This is a genomic window from Picosynechococcus sp. PCC 11901 (assembly GCF_005577135.1).
In the GTDB taxonomy this organism is placed as follows: Bacteria; Cyanobacteriota; Cyanobacteriia; order Cyanobacteriales; family MRBY01; genus MRBY01.
Genome location: NZ_CP040361.1, coordinates 20,465 through 36,768, shown reverse-complemented (window position 1 = coordinate 36,768; position 16,304 = coordinate 20,465). Strand labels below are relative to the sequence as shown.

Annotated in this window: 16 protein-coding genes; 7 read left to right on the top strand and 9 right to left on the bottom strand. The window is 48.3% G+C overall.

Annotation, left to right across the window (positions count from 1 at the left end; translation table 11 throughout):
• The first annotated feature begins 277 nt into the window (after positions 1-277).
• Positions 278-2,374: a diguanylate cyclase domain-containing protein gene (locus FEK30_RS16020; protein WP_138073858.1), complete on the top strand. Its 2,097-nt coding sequence runs from the start codon at positions 278-280 to the stop codon at positions 2,372-2,374.
• Between the two features lie 17 nt (positions 2,375-2,391).
• Here FEK30_RS16020 and FEK30_RS16015 read toward each other — a convergent pair whose 3' ends face one another.
• From FEK30_RS16015 to atpD, 9 genes are all read right to left on the bottom strand, one after another.
• A complete protein-coding gene (locus tag FEK30_RS16015; RefSeq protein WP_138073857.1) occupies positions 2,392-3,315 on the bottom strand; it encodes a F0F1 ATP synthase subunit gamma in 924 nt (307 codons plus the stop codon).
• Between the two features lie 3 nt (positions 3,316-3,318).
• Entirely contained in the window at positions 3,319-4,857 is a 1,539-nt protein-coding gene (locus FEK30_RS16010) for an alternate F1F0 ATPase, F1 subunit alpha (RefSeq protein ID WP_138073856.1), read from the bottom strand.
• Between the two features lie 30 nt (positions 4,858-4,887).
• Positions 4,888-5,640 (bottom strand): F0F1 ATP synthase subunit B, encoded by a 753-nt coding sequence (locus tag FEK30_RS16005; RefSeq protein WP_138073855.1) that lies wholly within the window; start codon positions 5,638-5,640, stop codon positions 4,888-4,890.
• Positions 5,641-5,642: 2 nt separating this feature from the next.
• The gene (locus tag FEK30_RS16000; protein ID WP_012305626.1) at positions 5,643-5,918 is read right to left on the bottom strand and encodes a F0F1 ATP synthase subunit C; all 276 of its coding nucleotides are present in this window, start codon (positions 5,916-5,918) and stop codon (positions 5,643-5,645) included.
• Positions 5,915-6,616, bottom strand: coding sequence for a F0F1 ATP synthase subunit A (locus FEK30_RS15995; RefSeq protein WP_012305625.1), 702 nt, complete (start codon positions 6,614-6,616; stop codon positions 5,915-5,917). Before FEK30_RS15995 ends, FEK30_RS16000 begins: the two co-directional genes overlap by 4 nt.
• 7 nt (positions 6,617-6,623) lie before the next feature.
• Positions 6,624-6,935, bottom strand: a complete 312-nt coding sequence (locus FEK30_RS15990; protein WP_138073854.1) for an ATP synthase subunit I — start codon at positions 6,933-6,935, stop codon at positions 6,624-6,626.
• A gap of 116 nt (positions 6,936-7,051) precedes the next feature.
• Positions 7,052-7,351 (bottom strand): AtpZ/AtpI family protein, encoded by a 300-nt coding sequence (locus FEK30_RS15985; protein WP_012305623.1) that lies wholly within the window; start codon positions 7,349-7,351, stop codon positions 7,052-7,054.
• A complete protein-coding gene (locus FEK30_RS15980; RefSeq protein WP_232309024.1) occupies positions 7,348-7,749 on the bottom strand; it encodes a F0F1 ATP synthase subunit epsilon in 402 nt (133 codons plus the stop codon). Before FEK30_RS15980 ends, FEK30_RS15985 begins: the two co-directional genes overlap by 4 nt.
• On the bottom strand, positions 7,746-9,143 hold the full coding sequence (atpD, locus tag FEK30_RS15975; protein WP_030007913.1) for a F0F1 ATP synthase subunit beta: 1,398 nt from the start codon (positions 9,141-9,143) through the stop codon (positions 7,746-7,748). The genes FEK30_RS15980 and atpD overlap by 4 nt, the downstream gene beginning before the upstream one ends.
• Before the next feature lie 255 nt (positions 9,144-9,398).
• Between atpD and FEK30_RS15970 the strand changes: the two genes are divergently transcribed.
• The 6 genes from FEK30_RS15970 (at position 9,399) to FEK30_RS15945 (ending at position 16,252) form a co-directional block, all read left to right on the top strand.
• Positions 9,399-10,316 (top strand): phosphate/phosphite/phosphonate ABC transporter substrate-binding protein, encoded by a 918-nt coding sequence (locus FEK30_RS15970; RefSeq protein ID WP_138073853.1) that lies wholly within the window; start codon positions 9,399-9,401, stop codon positions 10,314-10,316.
• Positions 10,316-11,152: a phosphonate ABC transporter, permease protein PhnE gene (phnE, locus tag FEK30_RS15965; RefSeq protein WP_012305619.1), complete on the top strand. Its 837-nt coding sequence runs from the start codon at positions 10,316-10,318 to the stop codon at positions 11,150-11,152. Before FEK30_RS15970 ends, phnE begins: the two co-directional genes overlap by 1 nt.
• A 257-nt stretch (positions 11,153-11,409) precedes the next feature.
• The gene (gene phnC, locus FEK30_RS15960; RefSeq protein ID WP_138073852.1) at positions 11,410-12,141 is read left to right on the top strand and encodes a phosphonate ABC transporter ATP-binding protein; all 732 of its coding nucleotides are present in this window, start codon (positions 11,410-11,412) and stop codon (positions 12,139-12,141) included.
• A 793-nt stretch (positions 12,142-12,934) separates the two neighbouring features.
• On the top strand, positions 12,935-14,164 hold the full coding sequence (locus FEK30_RS15955) for a hypothetical protein (protein WP_138073851.1): 1,230 nt from the start codon (positions 12,935-12,937) through the stop codon (positions 14,162-14,164).
• A 39-nt stretch (positions 14,165-14,203) separates the two neighbouring features.
• Complete coding sequence (locus FEK30_RS15950) at positions 14,204-14,716, top strand: hypothetical protein (protein WP_138073850.1); 513 nt, start codon at positions 14,204-14,206, stop codon at positions 14,714-14,716.
• Positions 14,717-14,722: 6 nt separating this feature from the next.
• The gene (locus FEK30_RS15945) at positions 14,723-16,252 is read left to right on the top strand and encodes a hypothetical protein (protein WP_062437060.1); all 1,530 of its coding nucleotides are present in this window, start codon (positions 14,723-14,725) and stop codon (positions 16,250-16,252) included.
• Positions 16,253-16,304: the final 52 nt, after the last annotated feature.

Genomic DNA, 16,304 nt, shown 5'->3' with positions numbered 1-16,304 from the left:
GACATTTTTAATGGTAATCATTTTCACGACATTATTGGAAACTTAGTTCACTACGGTGATTTCCGCAGAAATTCTTCAGGGAATTTTAAGACTAGGTCTTTTGGCGATCGCCTCGATATTTTTCTAGCAACAATCAGTCCGATGCAGACCAGAGCAAACAGAAAAATAAACACTTAGCTATCCAGTAAGCCATATAATTAATGTCTGTTAGCGTTGCTTTCGTTTTGGCATTGATTTTAAAAGTTCCATTCCACGGCACAGGGAGACTTTTTTCAGGGTGAAGGCTCGAACAAAATTATTATGGCGCAGTGTTGCTCTGACATTAGCCTATGCAGGGATCGGCCTCAGCACAAGTTATCTCGCCCAGGGTTTAAGTCTATCTTTTCCCTTCTGGCCTGCGGCGGGCTTGGCGATCGCCATTGTTTTGGCCCATGGATACCGTTACCTACCGGCGATCGCCCTGGGGTCTGTACTGGTCGATGGGGTTTTAAGCGATTGGCATCTGCCTTTAGCGCTGACTTTAGCGGCTGGATCGACTTTGCAAATAGCCCTCGCAGCTTGGTGTGGCCGTCGCATCTCTGGGGTTACTCCCGCCCTGCGTCATCCCAAAGAAATTCTGCCTTTCTTGATTGTGATGGGGCCAATTTGTAGTCTCTTGGGCAGTAGTGTGGGAGCCTACGCTCAATATTTTTTTGGGGAAATCACCGCTAGCCAAATTCCTTTTTCTGCCTTTACCTGGTGGGCTGGCGATGTTTTGGGGATCATTGTGTTTACCCCAGCAACTTTGATGTTTCTCCCCACAATGCAGTATCAGTGGCAGGGACGTCGCACAAAGGTACTTTTTCCGTCTCTCCTGTTGATGATCATGGCGGCGATCGCCTACGACCAAATTTACGCCTTTGAAACACAACGGATTCGCCTAGAGTTACAAGAATGTGCCCAAAATATGGCGCACCAATTTGAGAAAAATCTAACCCGCCACACCGAAGCCCTCCAAGGTGTTGAAAGTTTTATCCTCTCTAGCGAAACCGTTACAGCCAGCGAATTTCGCACCTTTACCCGCCACAGTTTAGAGAACTTGCCTGGTTTATCTGCCCTCTCTTGGAATCCATTTGTCCTTGATACAGAACGCCAAGCCTTCGAGACCCAGCAACGGCTCGATCCCTTGATACCAGACGATTTTCAAATTACCGAACGGCTCCCCAATGGCGAACTAATTCCGGCTCAAAAACGGCCTTCCTACGTGGTCGTGCAGTTTATCGAACCCTTTAATGAAAAACATCGAATCGTCCAAGGCTTTGATATTCAATCGGATCCCCAACGGGCAGCGGCAGTTATCAACAGCATGGAAACCGACCAAGCCTATGCCACAGAACCCCTGACCTTGCTCCAAGACACCAATGGACAACGGAGTATCCTCGTGCTACTACCGGTCAATTCACAAGGAGAATCGGTGCGAGGATTTGCGGTGGGTGTTTACCGCTTGGACAATCTCTTGGCGGAAGTTTTTTCAGTCGGCACCTGCGCCCAGCAACAAAATTTACGGGTGGCCTTGCTCTACACTACGGAATCGGGTCAGACCCTTAATCTTGACCAGTTAGATCCACCCAATCCAACGGCGCACCGCAAAGCGGATCTCGGAGAGATCGCCACCACCGAAACCGAGCCCATTACTGTACCCATTCGTTACTGGGGGCGCACTTGGCAACTCCAAATTCAGCCCACTGAAGCTTTAATTTGGGCCAAAAAATCCTACACACCTCAGTTGGTCTTAACCATTGCCCTTATTTTGTTATTGTTCAACGAATCTTTCCTGTTATTGGTCACCGCCGAGGAATTGGCCGAGCGTCGCCAAGCAGTCATCAATAGCTACCAGGCCAGCCATGATCCGTTGACGGATTTGTTAAATCGGCGGGCCTTTTTTGCCACCTTAGAACAAGCCCGGAGTGAAGCAAATTCTGGTCTGGCCCACCATGTGTTGTTATTTTGCGACCTCGACCATTTCAAGCCCGTCAATGACACCGTCGGTCACAATGCTGGGGATGTCCTCCTACAAAATATTGCTCGTTTGCTCGCCCAACAAGTCCGTGCCGAAGACCAAGTCGCCCGGGTCGGGGGTGACGAATTTGCCCTGTTATTGCGGAATTGCACCCTAGAAAATGGTCTTTCCATTGCAGAGGCAATAGTCAGCGTTCTCAAAAACTATACGTTTACTTGGCAACAAGAAATCTTTCAGATCACAATCAGCATTGGTTTAATTTTGCTCACGTCAGAATCGGCTCCTTTGCCTTCCGTGGATGATTTGATGGCCCAGGCGGATCAGGCTTGTTACCGCGCCAAACGCAGTGGACGTAATCAAGTTTGTGTGGGTTAGATGTTTGGGTGTTGTTACTAACGGGTACGGTTGGGGTTGAGGGCTTCAAACCCAGAAACGATGTCTAAGAGTTCTTCGGTAATGGAATTTTGTCGTTGCTGACGATAGTTGGCCTGGAGATCGCCCAGTCGCTCTTCGATATTTTTTTCGGCAGCCTGCATGGATGCAAGACGAGCTGCATTTTCACTGGCGAGGGATTCTACGGCGGCACGGTACAGGCTTAAAAAAAGGTATTGGCGAACAACACCCGCAAAGGTTGGTGCCCAGGGGCCATTGAGGAGGGGAAAGGCGGTGGATTGCCAGGGGCGATCGCCCATTTCCCGGAGCCATTGACGGTCTAGGGGTAATAGTTGTCGGGTGACGGGCTGGTAAAGGGTTTTGGATTGGGATTGATGATAGATCAAGAGAATCTGGCGAACGGGTGATGTTTCGGCCTCGAAATACCATTGATCAATCAAGCCTAGGAGGTTTTGGATCAAGCGGGGCGTTCCTGCGAGGGAATTGGGCAGTCGGAAGGTTGTGTGGTGGGGGTGGTTTAAGGGCTGTAAATAGGGCAAAAGGCGATCGCCGACGGTAGCCAAAGCATAATCAGCAGTTGTCAGATGCCGTTGTTGGCAAGCTTGCAGAGCATAGGTGGCAAGCTGTTCGTTAAATTGACCACACAGACCATGGTCAGAGCCAAACAAAATCAACCCCACTTTTCCCTGTGGGGAATTGCTAACCAAGGGCAACGGCTGATCAAGATCGGTTTCTGCAAAACGCCGATGCTGGAGCAGGGCTTGAAAACCTAGGTCGAGGCTGTGGTTGTAATCTTGGAGAGCCGTGCGGGCCTGTTCATATTGCCGAATGCTAACCATGGCCAAGGCTTTCATGGTGCGGACAACGGCCCGGAGATCTTCAATACTGTTGATGGTGTTGCGCAGGGATTCGAGGGTGTGCATTGCTTAGGTTTTGATGGCGGCTTGGAGGGTTTCCAAAAGGAGGGTTTGATCGGCCTCGGTGAGGGGATAGGAATATTGAATGCGTTCCACAAGGTCGGGTAATTCTTGGGCGATCGCCTGGGCCAGTTTTTGTTCTACCGCTGGAATGTCTTCTAGGGCCACATGGTCTAATAAGCCTTGGGTCACAGCGATCAAAATGGCAATCTGCGCCGCCGCCGTGAGGGGTTGACTTTGATTTTGTTTGAGCACCTCCCGGATGCGTTTTCCCCGTTGGAGGGTTTGTTTGGTTTGTTCATCCAGTTGCGTCCCAAACCGGGAAAATACTTCGACCTCTTGGAATTGGGCATAGGCAAGGCGCAGCGCTCCAGAAACAGCTTGGTAGGCGGCCAGTTGGGTTTTTCCACCGACCCGGGACACGGATTTACCCACATCCACCGCTGGGAAAATGCTCTTTTGGAACAGTTCCGGGGAGAGATAAATTTGGCCGTCGGTAATGGAAATTAAATTTGTGGGAATGTAGGCCGAAAGGTTTTGGGCTTGGGTTTCGATAATCGGCAAAGCGGTCAGGGAGCCGCCCCCCAAAGCTTCCGCCAGGTGGGTTGCCCGTTCCAAAAGCCGCGAATGGAGGTAAAAAATGTCCCCAGGATACGCCTCGCGCCCCGGTGGCCGTCGCAGCAAAAGGGACAGTTCACGGTAGGTGCGGGCATGGTGGGTCAAGTCATCGTAAACGATCAACACATCGCGCCCCTGTTCCATAAAATATTCCGCCATCGTCGTCGCGCCATAGGGGGTAATGTATTGCAGTCCAAGGGGATCCTGGCCCGCCGCCACAATCACGATGGTGTAGTCCATGGCCCCCTGTTCCCGGAGGGTCGCAATCACCTTGGCGATCGCCGCTGACCGTTGACCGATGGCACAGTAGAGACAAATCACATCCTGGTCTTTTTGGTTGAGGATCGTATCGATGGCGATGGTGGTTTTTCCCGTTTGGCGATCGCCAATGATCAGTTCCCGCTGCCCCCGACCAATGGGAATCAGGGCATCCACCACTTTCAGCCCTGTCTGCAAAGGCACCGTTACCGGGGCGCGGTCCAAAATTGCAGCGGCTTCTCGTTCGACGGGTTTCCATTCCACTGCTTTGAGGGCACCCCGACCATCCAAAGGCTCTCCCAGGACGGTCAACACCCGCCCTAGTAGCATTTCTCCCACGGGCACATCCATCACCCTTTCGGTGCGGTAGACCTCATCCCCTGCCTGGAGGGCGTGACTATCTCCTAGCAAAATTACGCCCACTTCATCGGGATCGAGGTTAAAGGCGATCCCCAGCAGCGGTTCACCCCCAGCACTGGAGTGCGAAAAATAAACCAATTCATCGGCCTGGACGTTGGGTAATCCCTTCACTCTGGCGATGCCAGGCCGGACGGATTCCACAACCCCCGTTTCCCGGAATGTCAGTTGGGCCGGAAAGGTTGCCAAAGTTTGCTGAATTTGCTGTAAGGCCTCTGTGTAAGTGCCTTGGAGGGATTGGGCCAGGGATTCCATGGTGAGCAGTGGGTCAAAAAATTCAGGGCATTAACGGGTGGCGATCGCCAGGGTTTCTTCGAGTTGATCGAGATAAGGATCAAGGCCCCAAACAATTTCTTGGCCAGCCAGTTTCAGTTCAATGCCACAGCCCAACTCCGGCACCGTGACAAAATGAATGGGCGTTCGGTCAAGCTCTAGAACGGTGGCAAGACTTTGTTTGATTTGCGCTTGGTGGGTGACATCCAGGGGGAATGCTGTCCGGATAAAGACAGCTTCTGGTGGGGTTTCTAAATGATTGATCTGTTGTCGTTGGGCCGGAGAAAGGTGTTGCAGTTGTTCACAGAAACGCTCTACTATTTGTTGCTCGAGGTTTACATTCGCCAAATCCCGGAGGGCTTGCCGGGCGATCGCCACCACCTGTTGGCTGACCTGTTGCCGGAGCGTATGGAAAAAAGCCCTCTGTTCCTGGTGCAGATCCGCTTCCCAGGCTTCCCGTTGGGCTTGGATATCCTCACGCAGGGTTGATAATTGCCGTTGTCGCTCCTCATCTGCTGCTGCCCGCGCTGCCGCCAAAAATGAAGCCCGTTGCGCTTGAAGTGACTGTTGTTCCTGGTGATATTGTTCTAGGGCTTGGTGGGCCTGGACTTGGAGATCCGTGGCCGTTTGCCATTGTTCGGCGAGTTGGGCCTGACGCTTGGCCATCACCTGCAAAATGGGCTTATACAAAAACCAGCGCAACAACCCCAGCAAAATGACAAAGTTGAGGATTTGGGCAAACACCGTAAACCAGTCAATTAACACCGTTAACCCCCCTGGTTGAGAAAATAGTTCCAGAATGGATTGACAAACAACAAAATCATTGACACCACCAAGCAATAAATCGCCGTTGATTCCACCATCGCGAGGCCCACAAATAGAGTGCGAGTAATCATATTGGCCTTATCGGGTTGTTGGGCGATCGCCCCCAAAGCCCTGGCTACGGCCATGCCTTCCCCTAGGGCCGGGCCAATGGAGCCAATGGCAATGGTAATACCAGCGGTCACCATCGCTACCGAGCCGATTAATGCGAGATCACTCATGAATTTTCCTCCATCGAAATACTTTGTTTTTTCTCCTGCACCGTCGCGGCAGAAGCAATGTAAACCAAGGCTAAAATCGCAAACACATAGGCTTGAATGACGCCAAATACAAGTCCCAGTAAATTCATCGCCACAGGTACAAATAACGGGACAAGGGCTAATAAAATTGCCGCCAAAAGGTTTCCACTCATAATATTGCCAAAAAGACGCACGGCCAGGGCTAAAGTTCGGGAAAATTCACCAATGATTTGAAAGGGCAACATAATCGGCGTCGGCTGGAGATAACTTTTGAGATACCCTAAAATTCCCCGCTGACGGATTCCGTAGATCGGCACCGCAATAAATACGGCGATCGCCAAAGCAGTGGTGGTTGAAAGGGAGCCAGTGGGGGCTTGATAACCGGGAACTACAGTTAATAAGTTAGCCGTTAAAATGAATAAAAATAAAGTGCCCACAAAAGCAAGATAGGGTTCCGGTTCCTGTTGGGTGACCTCTGCAATGTGTTGATAAATGCCATCAACAACTATTTCTAAAAAATTTTGCCAAGGGGGAAGTTTCGGACGCACCACTAATTTTTTTGTTACCCAAGCTGCTCCTATTACTAATAGGGCCATGGTGAGCCATGTGTAAACCAAAGTGGCATTAATCACCACAAACTGATATTGATAAAAAATGATGTTATCCGGTGTAATTTGCATCTTACATTTATTCCTCCAGCAACAGTTCCGATAATGAAGTTTGTGGTCGCCAACGATTGATTAAAATCGTTCGTGCTAATAAAAAACCTGCAAGGGCGATTAGTACCCGTTCCCAATGGCCACCAATCATAAAATATAAGGCTGTCATAGCGAGCATTAAGCGCACCACACCGCTGGTAATTATTAGTAATACTGGATGTTGAGAACGAGTTAATTGTTTAACGGTAAACCACAGTGCCGTAAAGTAAAATAATCCCAAACCAAAGCCGAGGGGAAAAACAAATAAATTAGGCGTTATTTTTTCTAAAAATAGATTCATTGTAATTTTAATTGAGTTTTTAAATTCGTTTTTTAATCGAGTTTAGATTAGCGATTGGATTAGGCGATCGCCTTTGATATTTTTATCTTTTGCATGAACAGTTAAATAATTCGACCTCATCGATTTTGCTCCCGTTGAATCCATAACCATGCATTCCAGCAGCCGAGAATAATCCCCAGAAATAAGCCCGTTAATGTCCAGGAATAGGGACTCGGAAAGCGGCGGTCGAGCCAAATCCCCAGAAAGATCCCCAGTAGGGTCGGCCCCATCACCGACCAACCCACCATCCCAAAGACCCCAAATCCTAACCACAAACTGCGATCGCCTTCCCGTTTGGCCTGGAGTTTTTGTTGGGATTTTTGCTGGATCTGCCGTTCAAAATCTTCCCGGTGGCGATCGCCTTCTGGTGTGGTCATAGGGCACCTCCCAAATCGATAAAGTCCCGCACAATGCTACTTTCTAGGCGCGCCAACATACTCCTTGCCCGTTCTTCTTGTTCATCTAACTGGGTAAATTGCGCTTGCACTGCCTGCTGTAAATCATCAAGATTATCCCCTCGCACCGCATTGCGCACCGACACCCAAACGGCAGCCCCCTGTTTCACTAAAATGCCTTCATCAATGGCCAGACAATGTTCTTCTCCCGTGATGCTCTCAAAGATCAAGAGACCCGCTGGCAAAACCGCCACATAATCCACATGGTTGGGCAATAGACAAAAGCCGCCCCCATCACCTTCTGCCGTCACTTTTCGTACTGGCTGATCCACCAGCAATTCTGTCAAACACAGTACCTTGAGATCCATCTGGGCAATCATGGCCGCTGCACCTCCCCAATGGCACCGATCATATAAAGAGCGCTTTCGGGTACATCGGCAAATTCATCGTTTAAAATTCGCTCACAACCCGTTAAGGCCGCCTCTAAACTGACCACTCGTCCTGTTTTGTTGGTGAACTGTTCCGTTGAGAAAAAAGGCTGGGTGAGAAATCGTTCTAACCGACGGGCACGGTACACAATGGCGCGATCGCCCGCCGCAAGTTCCGCCATCCCCAACATCGCAATCATGTCCTTGAGTTCTTCGTAGGTGGCGAGGGTCTGACGCACCGCCAGGGCAATTTCGTAGTGACGCCGACCGGCGATCGCGGGCATCAACATTTTGGAACTCGAACGTAGGGGATCGACGGCTGGATAAAACCCCTCACTGGCCCGCTTGCGTGACAACACAATGGATGCCGATAAGTGGCCAAAGGTATGTACGGCAGCCGGATCGGTAAAATCATCAGCGGGCACATACACCGCCTGCACCGAGGTGATCGCCCCATTTTTTGTGCTGGTAATCCGTTCTTCGAGGGCAGCCAATTCTGTCGCCAAAGTAGGTTGATAGCCCACCCGCGAGGGCAGCTCTCCCATTAGACCCGAAACCTCCTGGCCAGCTTGAATAAAGCGGAAAATATTGTCAATCAAGAGCAACACATCCTGGCGGGCTTCGTCCCGGAAATATTCAGCAATAGTTAAGGCCGCATGGCCTACCCGAAACCTGGCTCCCGGTGGTTCATTCATCTGGCCAAACAGTAACACCGTCTGGTCTAGTACCCCCGTCGCCTGCATTTCCCGATAGAGTTCCTCAGCTTCTCGGTTCCGTTCACCGATACCGCAAAATAGACTAATCCCCTGGTGTTGACTGACCATGTTATGGATCATTTCGGTAATTAAGACCGTTTTGCCAACGCCCGCTCCCCCGAAGAGGCCTGCTTTTCCACCCCGTTCGATGGGGGCGAGGACATCAATTACTTTGATTCCTGTTTCCAGGATTTCTGCTTGGGTTGATTGTTGGACGAGGGGAATAGCGGCTTGGTGAATTGAGCGATGCTTAACTGCAGTTAGGGGTTTGCCTTGATCGATCGCCTCACCAAAGACATTAAACATACGTCCGAGTAAAGCGCGGCCCACGGGCATTTTGAGGGGATGGCCGGTATCCGTCACGGTGGCTCCCCGGGCGAGGCCGGAGGTGGGGGTCAGGGCAATGCCCCGGACAAGGGTGGCGTTTAGGTGGGCGACGACTTCGATAATGATTTGACCTTTTTCCCCGGCATTAAGTTGATGGAGATAGCTGGGCAGCCGTTGGGAAAAGCACACATCAACGACACTACCGCGCACGGAAACCACTTTCCCAATGTTTGTGGTTGTTGTCGGCTGGTGGGTCGATGGCATGGGGAGCGATAAATTAAGGCGATCGCCTTTTGGAAGGCTTTTCATCACTCTAGCGAAGATCCCTAGGGCCGCCACAAATGTGGAGAATTGCAAACATCAGACCATGCTTCAGACCGTCATAAATCAGGGAAATCAACAAATTTTTAAGGTATTTTTCATTTTTCTCAAACCATTTTCGCTATGCTGAACGTAGCTAGGTCTAAATCAAGGTTTAGGCTTTGTTGATCAAATTTTGATGGAAGCATAATCAGGCAAATGCAACGGATCAGAAAGTGGAAAAATATCTTGATCGGGACTGTGGGTGTCTTGTTAGTGGGCTGTGCCTCGGCCAATAACCAGTCTGATCCTGGGCCAGAAAGTACAACGACCCTCGATAGCATTTCCTTTGGTGTTGGCCCCTATTTCCCGACGCCCAACGAGAACCGCCAACAATTCGAGCCTTTCTTTGATGCCCTCGCCGCCGAACTGGATCTCCCCGGAGATGTCACCGTCACCGAAGATTGGATTGGCATTTCTGAAGCCCTACGTTCTGGCACCTTAGATGTGGCTTGGTTGGGGCCTTGGGGTTACGTTCTGGCGCACCATAATGATCCTTCCCTAGAGGCGATCGCCACCGTAAAATACCAGGACGAACCTGTTTACTACAGCGTTTTGATTGCCCGCGCCGATGCCCCCTTTGACACCCTCGAAGAGGCGATCGCCCTCAGTCAGCAGGGTGAAAAACTGAAACTTAGCTTGGCCGATGTCGGTTCCACATCTGGTTGGTTAATTCCCCAGGCAGAATTTAAACGCCGTAACCTCGATCCCGAAGCCGTATTTGACTATAGCGAAGGAGCGAGCCATGCCGCCCAGGTGATTGGTGTGAGCACGGGCCAGATCGACATTGCTTCCGATTACAACCGTAATCTCGATGTGATGATTGCTGAAGGACGCATTCAGGCTGACGAAATTAAAATCATTTGGCAGTCTGAACCTTTACCCAACGATCCCATTGTGGTGCGGGGCAATTTTCCAGAAGCCTACAAAAAACAACTCCAACAAAAATTAGTTAATCTCACTCCCGCCGAGGCCACTGCCCTTTTACCAGAGAACTACACCGGTTTTGTCGCTTCCGATGGCAGCAATTATCAGCCCATCGAAGCAGCAGGTCTTGCCCTAGAGGTATTGGAGTAGTGACCCTCTTGCAGCAACCCGCCAAAGCAAGCGATTTTGCCCAAATCCTCCGACAGGAACGACGCCGCCGATATAGTTTGTGGCGATTACTCAGGTCTGGTTTTTGGGGAGTCCTGGGAGTAGCGATCCTGGTCATGGCCGTGCGCACCGCCGAGATTGATCCCCAGCAGTTTTGGCAGCGCTTACCAACGGTGGGTCAATGGCTGCAGCAATTATTTCCGCCGGATTTTTCGGAGTTGCCCAATTTTTTGGTGGCGATCTGGGAAACGTTGGCGATCGCCATTGTCGGCACAGGGGCGGCGATGCTGGTGGCCTTACCCCTCGCCCTGTGCGTGGCCCGCAATACAACCCCAAATCGCTGGTTAGCCACGGGCTTACGGAGTTTTTTAAATTTACTGCGGGGCATTGATACCGCGATCTTTGCCCTCTTTTTTGTGTCAATTGTCGGTCTTGGCCCCTTTGCTGGGGTGTTGGGGGTCGCCTGTCACACGGCAGGTTCCATGGCCAAACTCTACGGTGAAGTGCTCGAATCAATTCCCCCTGAACCCATCGAGGCCATCGAAGTCACCGGGAGCGATCGCCTGCGCACCTTTGCCTTTGCGGTATTTCCCGAAGCATTACCGGGTTTGGTAGGCATTAGTCTCTACCTCTGGGAGTTTAACGTGCGTTCCTCCGTAATCCTCGGCATTGTCGGTGCCGGCGGCATTGGCTACGAATTGCTGGTTAGCCTGAAGCTACTCGACTTTCCCCGCTTGGCCACAATTTTGATCTTGATTTTGATTATGGTGAGTTTAATTGATGCCTTGAGTGCCTATTTACGCCGTCGCTTACAGTAGCCTTTATGGCCTCAAAAAGGAAGATTTTCGCTTAATTCGATGTAATTGTGATTAATTTATTTATTTTTCCTGCTTTACCGTCTTATTTGAGGTATTTTTACAGTAATTCTAGAATATTGATTGCACTGAACAAAGTTTCGCCCTGATCACGCCGTCCGATGGTGCAGATCAAGGGCGATCGCCGCACTGAAAAATTCACTTTTACATTTACCTCACAACTAACGTTGGGTTAAAAAATTCATTTTCAAAAAAATTCTATGCTGCAGGTTCACCAACTCACAAAAGCCTATTCCCACGGTCAATTCAGCCTCCAGGACATTAGCTTTACCATCGAGCCCCATAGCTTTACTGTCCTCCTTGGCTCCAGTGGTGCGGGCAAAACAAGCCTGCTGCGCTGCTTGCCCCAGTTGGTGTCCCTCGATGCTGGCCAAGTTTATTTTCAAGGTCTCGATCTAACCACCGCATCACCTCGACAGTTACGCCAAGCCAGGCAAAAAATGGCGATGATTGCCCAACAATTTAACTTGGTGCGACGCCGCACGGCCCTCGAAAATTGCCTGGGCGGACGGTTACCAGAGTTACCTCTCTGGCGATGTTTACTGGGACGTTTTCCTGAAGCGATGCTCTGTGAAGCTTTAGCCGCCCTAGAACGGGTGCAGCTCCTCGATGTTGCTTTTCAACGGGCTGACCAACTATCTGGGGGACAAAAACAACGGGTGGCGATCGCCCGCGCCCTGACCCAAAAAGCCCAACTGCTCCTGGCCGATGAACCCATTGCAAGCCTTGATCCAGAAACTGCGGCATTGGTGCTACAACTACTGCGCTCCCTCTGTGACGAAAAACGCCTCACTGTGATTTGTAGCCTCCATCAGGTTCATCTCGCCAAACGCTACGGCGATCGCATTTTAGGGATGCGTGCGGGTCAGATTATTTTGGATATGCCCGCCACGGCCTTTAACGACGACATCGCCAATGCTATCTATCAATAAATCTTTGATGCTTCTAAACGAGTATTGATTATTCAATAATTTAGGACACATGGCGTCTTACAAAGGAAAGTTATTTCGATTCAACACAATTTATATATCAATGTTTGATCTAGAAAATTAACGCTGAACATTTTATTCTAGTAATCCACGTAAGTAGTACAGTCTTTTTATTAATTTATCTTAATACTTCTCTGCGAAAATTTTATTTAACAAAAGCCGCCTCACAAAAACTTAGTGGAATTGCAGGAAAACCCCTCGAACTATTTTTTTCATTAATCGAGGAAGATTATTCAAAGCATTTCAGAAAAAGTCATTTTTTTCATATTGTCTATTCTGGCCTATTTAATCTCTATCATTTATCGCTATTTCTAGGCACGTAATTTTGTGGAGAAATTTTAATTGCACCAACTCATAGTGTGTGATATGATTTTTAGAAATTTAGCTCTAGTAAATTTCTCTAATAAAACTAGCTTCAAATTTAGGGTAATTTTAAAGTAATAAATAAAGATCTATGCTAAAAAATAAAAGAAACAAACTCGCTCTTAACCCGTAAAGATCTTGCGTTTTTACGACTTTGGATTTTTTCATGACAGGAAAGTTTTTTAAATTTAAATCGAGTCAATTTTTTTTCTGTATTTTGCTAGGCCTACTTTTAACATCTTGCACCAGGACAAGAAATCGTAGCCGTTCTAATCAGCTTGATTGCGTAAACAAGCCAGAAATTGCAGAAGTAACTTCAAGTAATCCTTTTGAAAATGTCAGCATAGACATTGGCATTGATGGGAGTGGTTCGATGGTTGGCTTTGTCAGTCGCTCTGGAACCCTATATACCCAAGCAATTGACTCCCTCAGTACCCTAATTGGTAATCGTAATATCGCAACAAGGTACTGGCGGATCGGTTCATCTTTAGAAACAGATACAACCCAGGCTCAGGCGATTACAACAGCACAATTTTTAGAAGCAAAATTTCCCCAATTTTATGATTGTAAAGTGACAGGCTCTGACTATCCCTGTGTGTCAAGCACTTTACATCAGATCTATGAGCTTGATGGATCTGCGGATTCTAATGAAGACCCAGTAGCCCAGACGGAAGACGCGGCAATAGATGAAGTAGTTGATTCAGAAAAAGTCGTCAAGATTTTGATTACTGATCTAGAGCCTAATCAATCGGCGATCGCCGAATTATCGAGTCGAGTGAGCCAGGAACTTCAAAAAAATCAAGACTACAAAGCCGTTCTCGTGGGAGTACGGAGCGAATTTAACGGTAATGTCTTCTCTGCTGAAACGGGGCAAGTGGTCATTGGTGACTATTCGACTGATGACACAAATGTCACGGAATCTGGACGCCCTTTTTATCTGGTGATGACGGGGCCAGAAAAAGCTTTAGACGAAATCATCAATAGTTTTAATAATTTACCTCTAGATGTGAGTGAAGCATTCCGGGTCACTTCCTTTGCGAGTTCAGATATAGATGTGATCACTTTAGATAAAACATCTGTACCAGATCCTGTCAATGAATGTACAATCCAGCGGGGTAATATTGGCCGTCAACGTCCGCCAAAGGAACAGGCAAACCAATGGCTCATCTTGGAGCAGCGGGGTTGCCAGGGAGAAACAGAAACGGTGATCGATGTTTGGTCTGAGCCTTCCACATCTCTGTTGGGCGCGACAATTAGTCCCGAAAAATTAGTCAGTTCTAATCCGATTTTGAATGTTGAAGCAGTAAATGTCCAAGGCGATCGCCTCAATGTCCAAACCCGCATTAATGCTGGTGAGGGGTCACGACGTGGAGAAACCGCCTACCTAACGCTTTCCCAACGGGATTTAGATGAGGCAGTCTGGGCAGATTGGAATTCCACGGCGGCTAACCCCAATGGTGCCAAAACCCAAAATCTCCTGCTTTTTGTCTATGGTCTGCGGGAAGCCGTTAAAGGAATGGCCCTCCAAAATACCGACCCGGATACTGGTACAGCGCGAGTCCCCAGCGATGATGCGGTGAAATTCTGTATCGGTATTAACTAACGTTTATGTCGTCTCTTTTGTAAAAGGTACTTAAATTGTATGTCTGGAAAATCCTTAAAAAGCTGGTTTGCTTTAGTCTTTGCTGTGGCGATCGCCTTAGTTTGGAGCTTACTAGGAAAATACTATCTTTTCTACCAGCCAATATTACCCCTAAGCGCAACGAATACAGAAATCGACGATTGGCTTGCTGATATTTTTTGGCTCAATAATATTATTAGCTTAGTCTTAGGATTTTTATTGCTAGGTTTTTGGATATTTAAAGCCTATAACAAACAATTCATCCGTGCTGAATTAGTTCTTGCCAAGCGCTTCACTTGGTGGCTATCCGCTCTATTTCATTTTTTTGCTTGTCTACTCATCTTTTTTGGCACTTCTTACTTTTTGGGCTGGCTCGATGAAGGCCGATACATAGAGTTCTGGTTATGGTACCCAGGCTGTCTTTTGCTGGATACCCTCTTGATCTTTTGGTTGCCTTCAGCCCTTGCTACACCACGCTCCCTAAGAAATATTCCCCCCCTAGCAATCAAACTCAGAAAATTTTACGGAGGTTAAAAAATCATGTCAAAAATCTATGCGATTGGTGTTGGTGGTAGTGGTGCTAAATGTATTGAGGCGGTCACTTTTTTACACGCCATCGGTGCCTACGGAGAAAACTGTGAACTTAATATTTTATTGATCGATGCAGACCCAACCAATGGAAATTTAACCCGTACCCAACAAAACATTACAAAAACGATCAATTGCTATCGGCATTTTCAAAAACGTTCTTCCCGTTTTATGGCGGAACAAATCAAAGATTGGGGGGTTTGGAATCCCCTGGAGCAATCTGTTGGTAGTTCTTTTGAGCAAATGTTAGAACTGCGTCTTAATGATCCACTCCGGGGTTTATTTGAAGTGCTTTATGGCCCCAACGAGCGGGTAATGGATTTTGATGTGGGTTTCCGGGGTCGCCCGCCTGTCGGTTCAGCAATTTTAGGGACTCTCGGTATCGACGGCGGTTCTCGTAGACAACAGACTCCCCTTGAACGAATGCTCAATGATGTCCAAAATTCAGAGGGAGCGACAGGGACGTTTATTCATCTCTTTGGCAGTATTTTTGGGGGAACTGGGGCTTCTGGTGTGCCAAGCTTGGCGAAATTAATCGGCGATCGCCTCCGTAATGATACGGGGATTGGCATTGAAATCAATACATCCATCCTGCTGCCCTATTTTGATTTTGAGAAGCCCCCTGAGGAAGAAAAAGTTTTTGCAGAGAAACGTTTCTTTAGCCTTAACACCCAGGCCGCACTCAAGTTTTTGTACCAACAAAGCCAACATGAAAAGATTTTTAAGGATATTTACATCATTGGCAATAGTGCCTCTACAACCTATGGTTCAAAAACAGGGGGCGAGGAGCAAAAAAATGATGCTCACTTCGTGGAACTATATGCTGCCCTAGCAATTAAAGATATTATGAAACGTCGTCAAGATGCCTTGAGTACTCCTTCCGCTGACGATACCCGGGTCCACTACATCTGTCGCCGCAACCAAGACCATTTAATTTGGGAAGATTTTCCGGACGGTTCTAGTCTGAAAAAAAATCTAGGGGGAGCTGTGCGGGTTGCCTATATGTGGATGCATAATTTTTCCCTTGAGCTTCAGGCCGCCAGTCGAATTGGCCCGAAACAATTTGCCATTGGTGCCCCTTGGTTCCCGCGCTTTTTTGACACGAATAGTATTAAGACCAGCACAAATAATAAGAAAACAAGTGGTGATTTTTTACCTACTGTTGCCGATGATGACCAAATTCAGTCCCTTAAAGCTTTCGATATTTGGGCCGATGCTTTTCTTCTGTGGGCAAAGCAACTTTCTAAATCCCACCACCGGGGCGATCGCCTGTTCAATCTAAATGATGTCAAGGCCAATGCCCAAGAAAAAACCTACAAAGACAAACTCAGTAAGCTGGTCACCGATCAAGCCGTTAGCCCAGAGCAAGAACGGCAAGATTGCGTTGATACTATCAAAAACACCCTAGCAGACCTTGATAACACTGACATTCAGGAACATGGTGTTGTTGGTCTTGTTCACACCCTTTTCAAGAATGCCTAATCAATGAGTCTTTTTTCCCAAATTTTTTTCTTGAATTCTTTAACTCTTTTTT

Excerpts from the sequence above, each read along its gene's own strand:
- FEK30_RS16015 (WP_138073857.1), bottom strand. The coding sequence starts at position 3,315 with ATGCACACCCTCGAATCCCTGCGCAACACCATCAACAGTATTGAAGAT.
- FEK30_RS16010 (WP_138073856.1), bottom strand. The coding sequence starts at position 4,857 with ATGGAATCCCTGGCCCAATCCCTCCAAGGCACTTACACAGAGGCCTTA.
- FEK30_RS16000 (WP_012305626.1), bottom strand. The coding sequence starts at position 5,918 with ATGAGTGATCTCGCATTAATCGGCTCGGTAGCGATGGTGACCGCTGGT.
- FEK30_RS15995 (WP_012305625.1), bottom strand. The coding sequence starts at position 6,616 with ATGCAAATTACACCGGATAACATCATTTTTTATCAATATCAGTTTGTG.
- FEK30_RS15990 (WP_138073854.1), bottom strand. The coding sequence starts at position 6,935 with ATGAATCTATTTTTAGAAAAAATAACGCCTAATTTATTTGTTTTTCCC.
- FEK30_RS15985 (WP_012305623.1), bottom strand. The coding sequence starts at position 7,351 with ATGACCACACCAGAAGGCGATCGCCACCGGGAAGATTTTGAACGGCAG.
- FEK30_RS15980 (WP_232309024.1), bottom strand. The coding sequence starts at position 7,749 with ATGATTGCCCAGATGGATCTCAAGGTACTGTGTTTGACAGAATTGCTG.
- atpD (WP_030007913.1), bottom strand. The coding sequence starts at position 9,143 with ATGCCATCGACCCACCAGCCGACAACAACCACAAACATTGGGAAAGTG.
- FEK30_RS15970 (WP_138073853.1), top strand. The coding sequence starts at position 9,399 with ATGCAACGGATCAGAAAGTGGAAAAATATCTTGATCGGGACTGTGGGT.
- phnC (WP_138073852.1), top strand. The coding sequence starts at position 11,410 with ATGCTGCAGGTTCACCAACTCACAAAAGCCTATTCCCACGGTCAATTC.
- FEK30_RS15955 (WP_138073851.1), top strand. The coding sequence starts at position 12,935 with ATGGTTGGCTTTGTCAGTCGCTCTGGAACCCTATATACCCAAGCAATT.
- FEK30_RS15950 (WP_138073850.1), top strand. The coding sequence starts at position 14,204 with ATGTCTGGAAAATCCTTAAAAAGCTGGTTTGCTTTAGTCTTTGCTGTG.
- FEK30_RS15945 (WP_062437060.1), top strand. The coding sequence starts at position 14,723 with ATGTCAAAAATCTATGCGATTGGTGTTGGTGGTAGTGGTGCTAAATGT.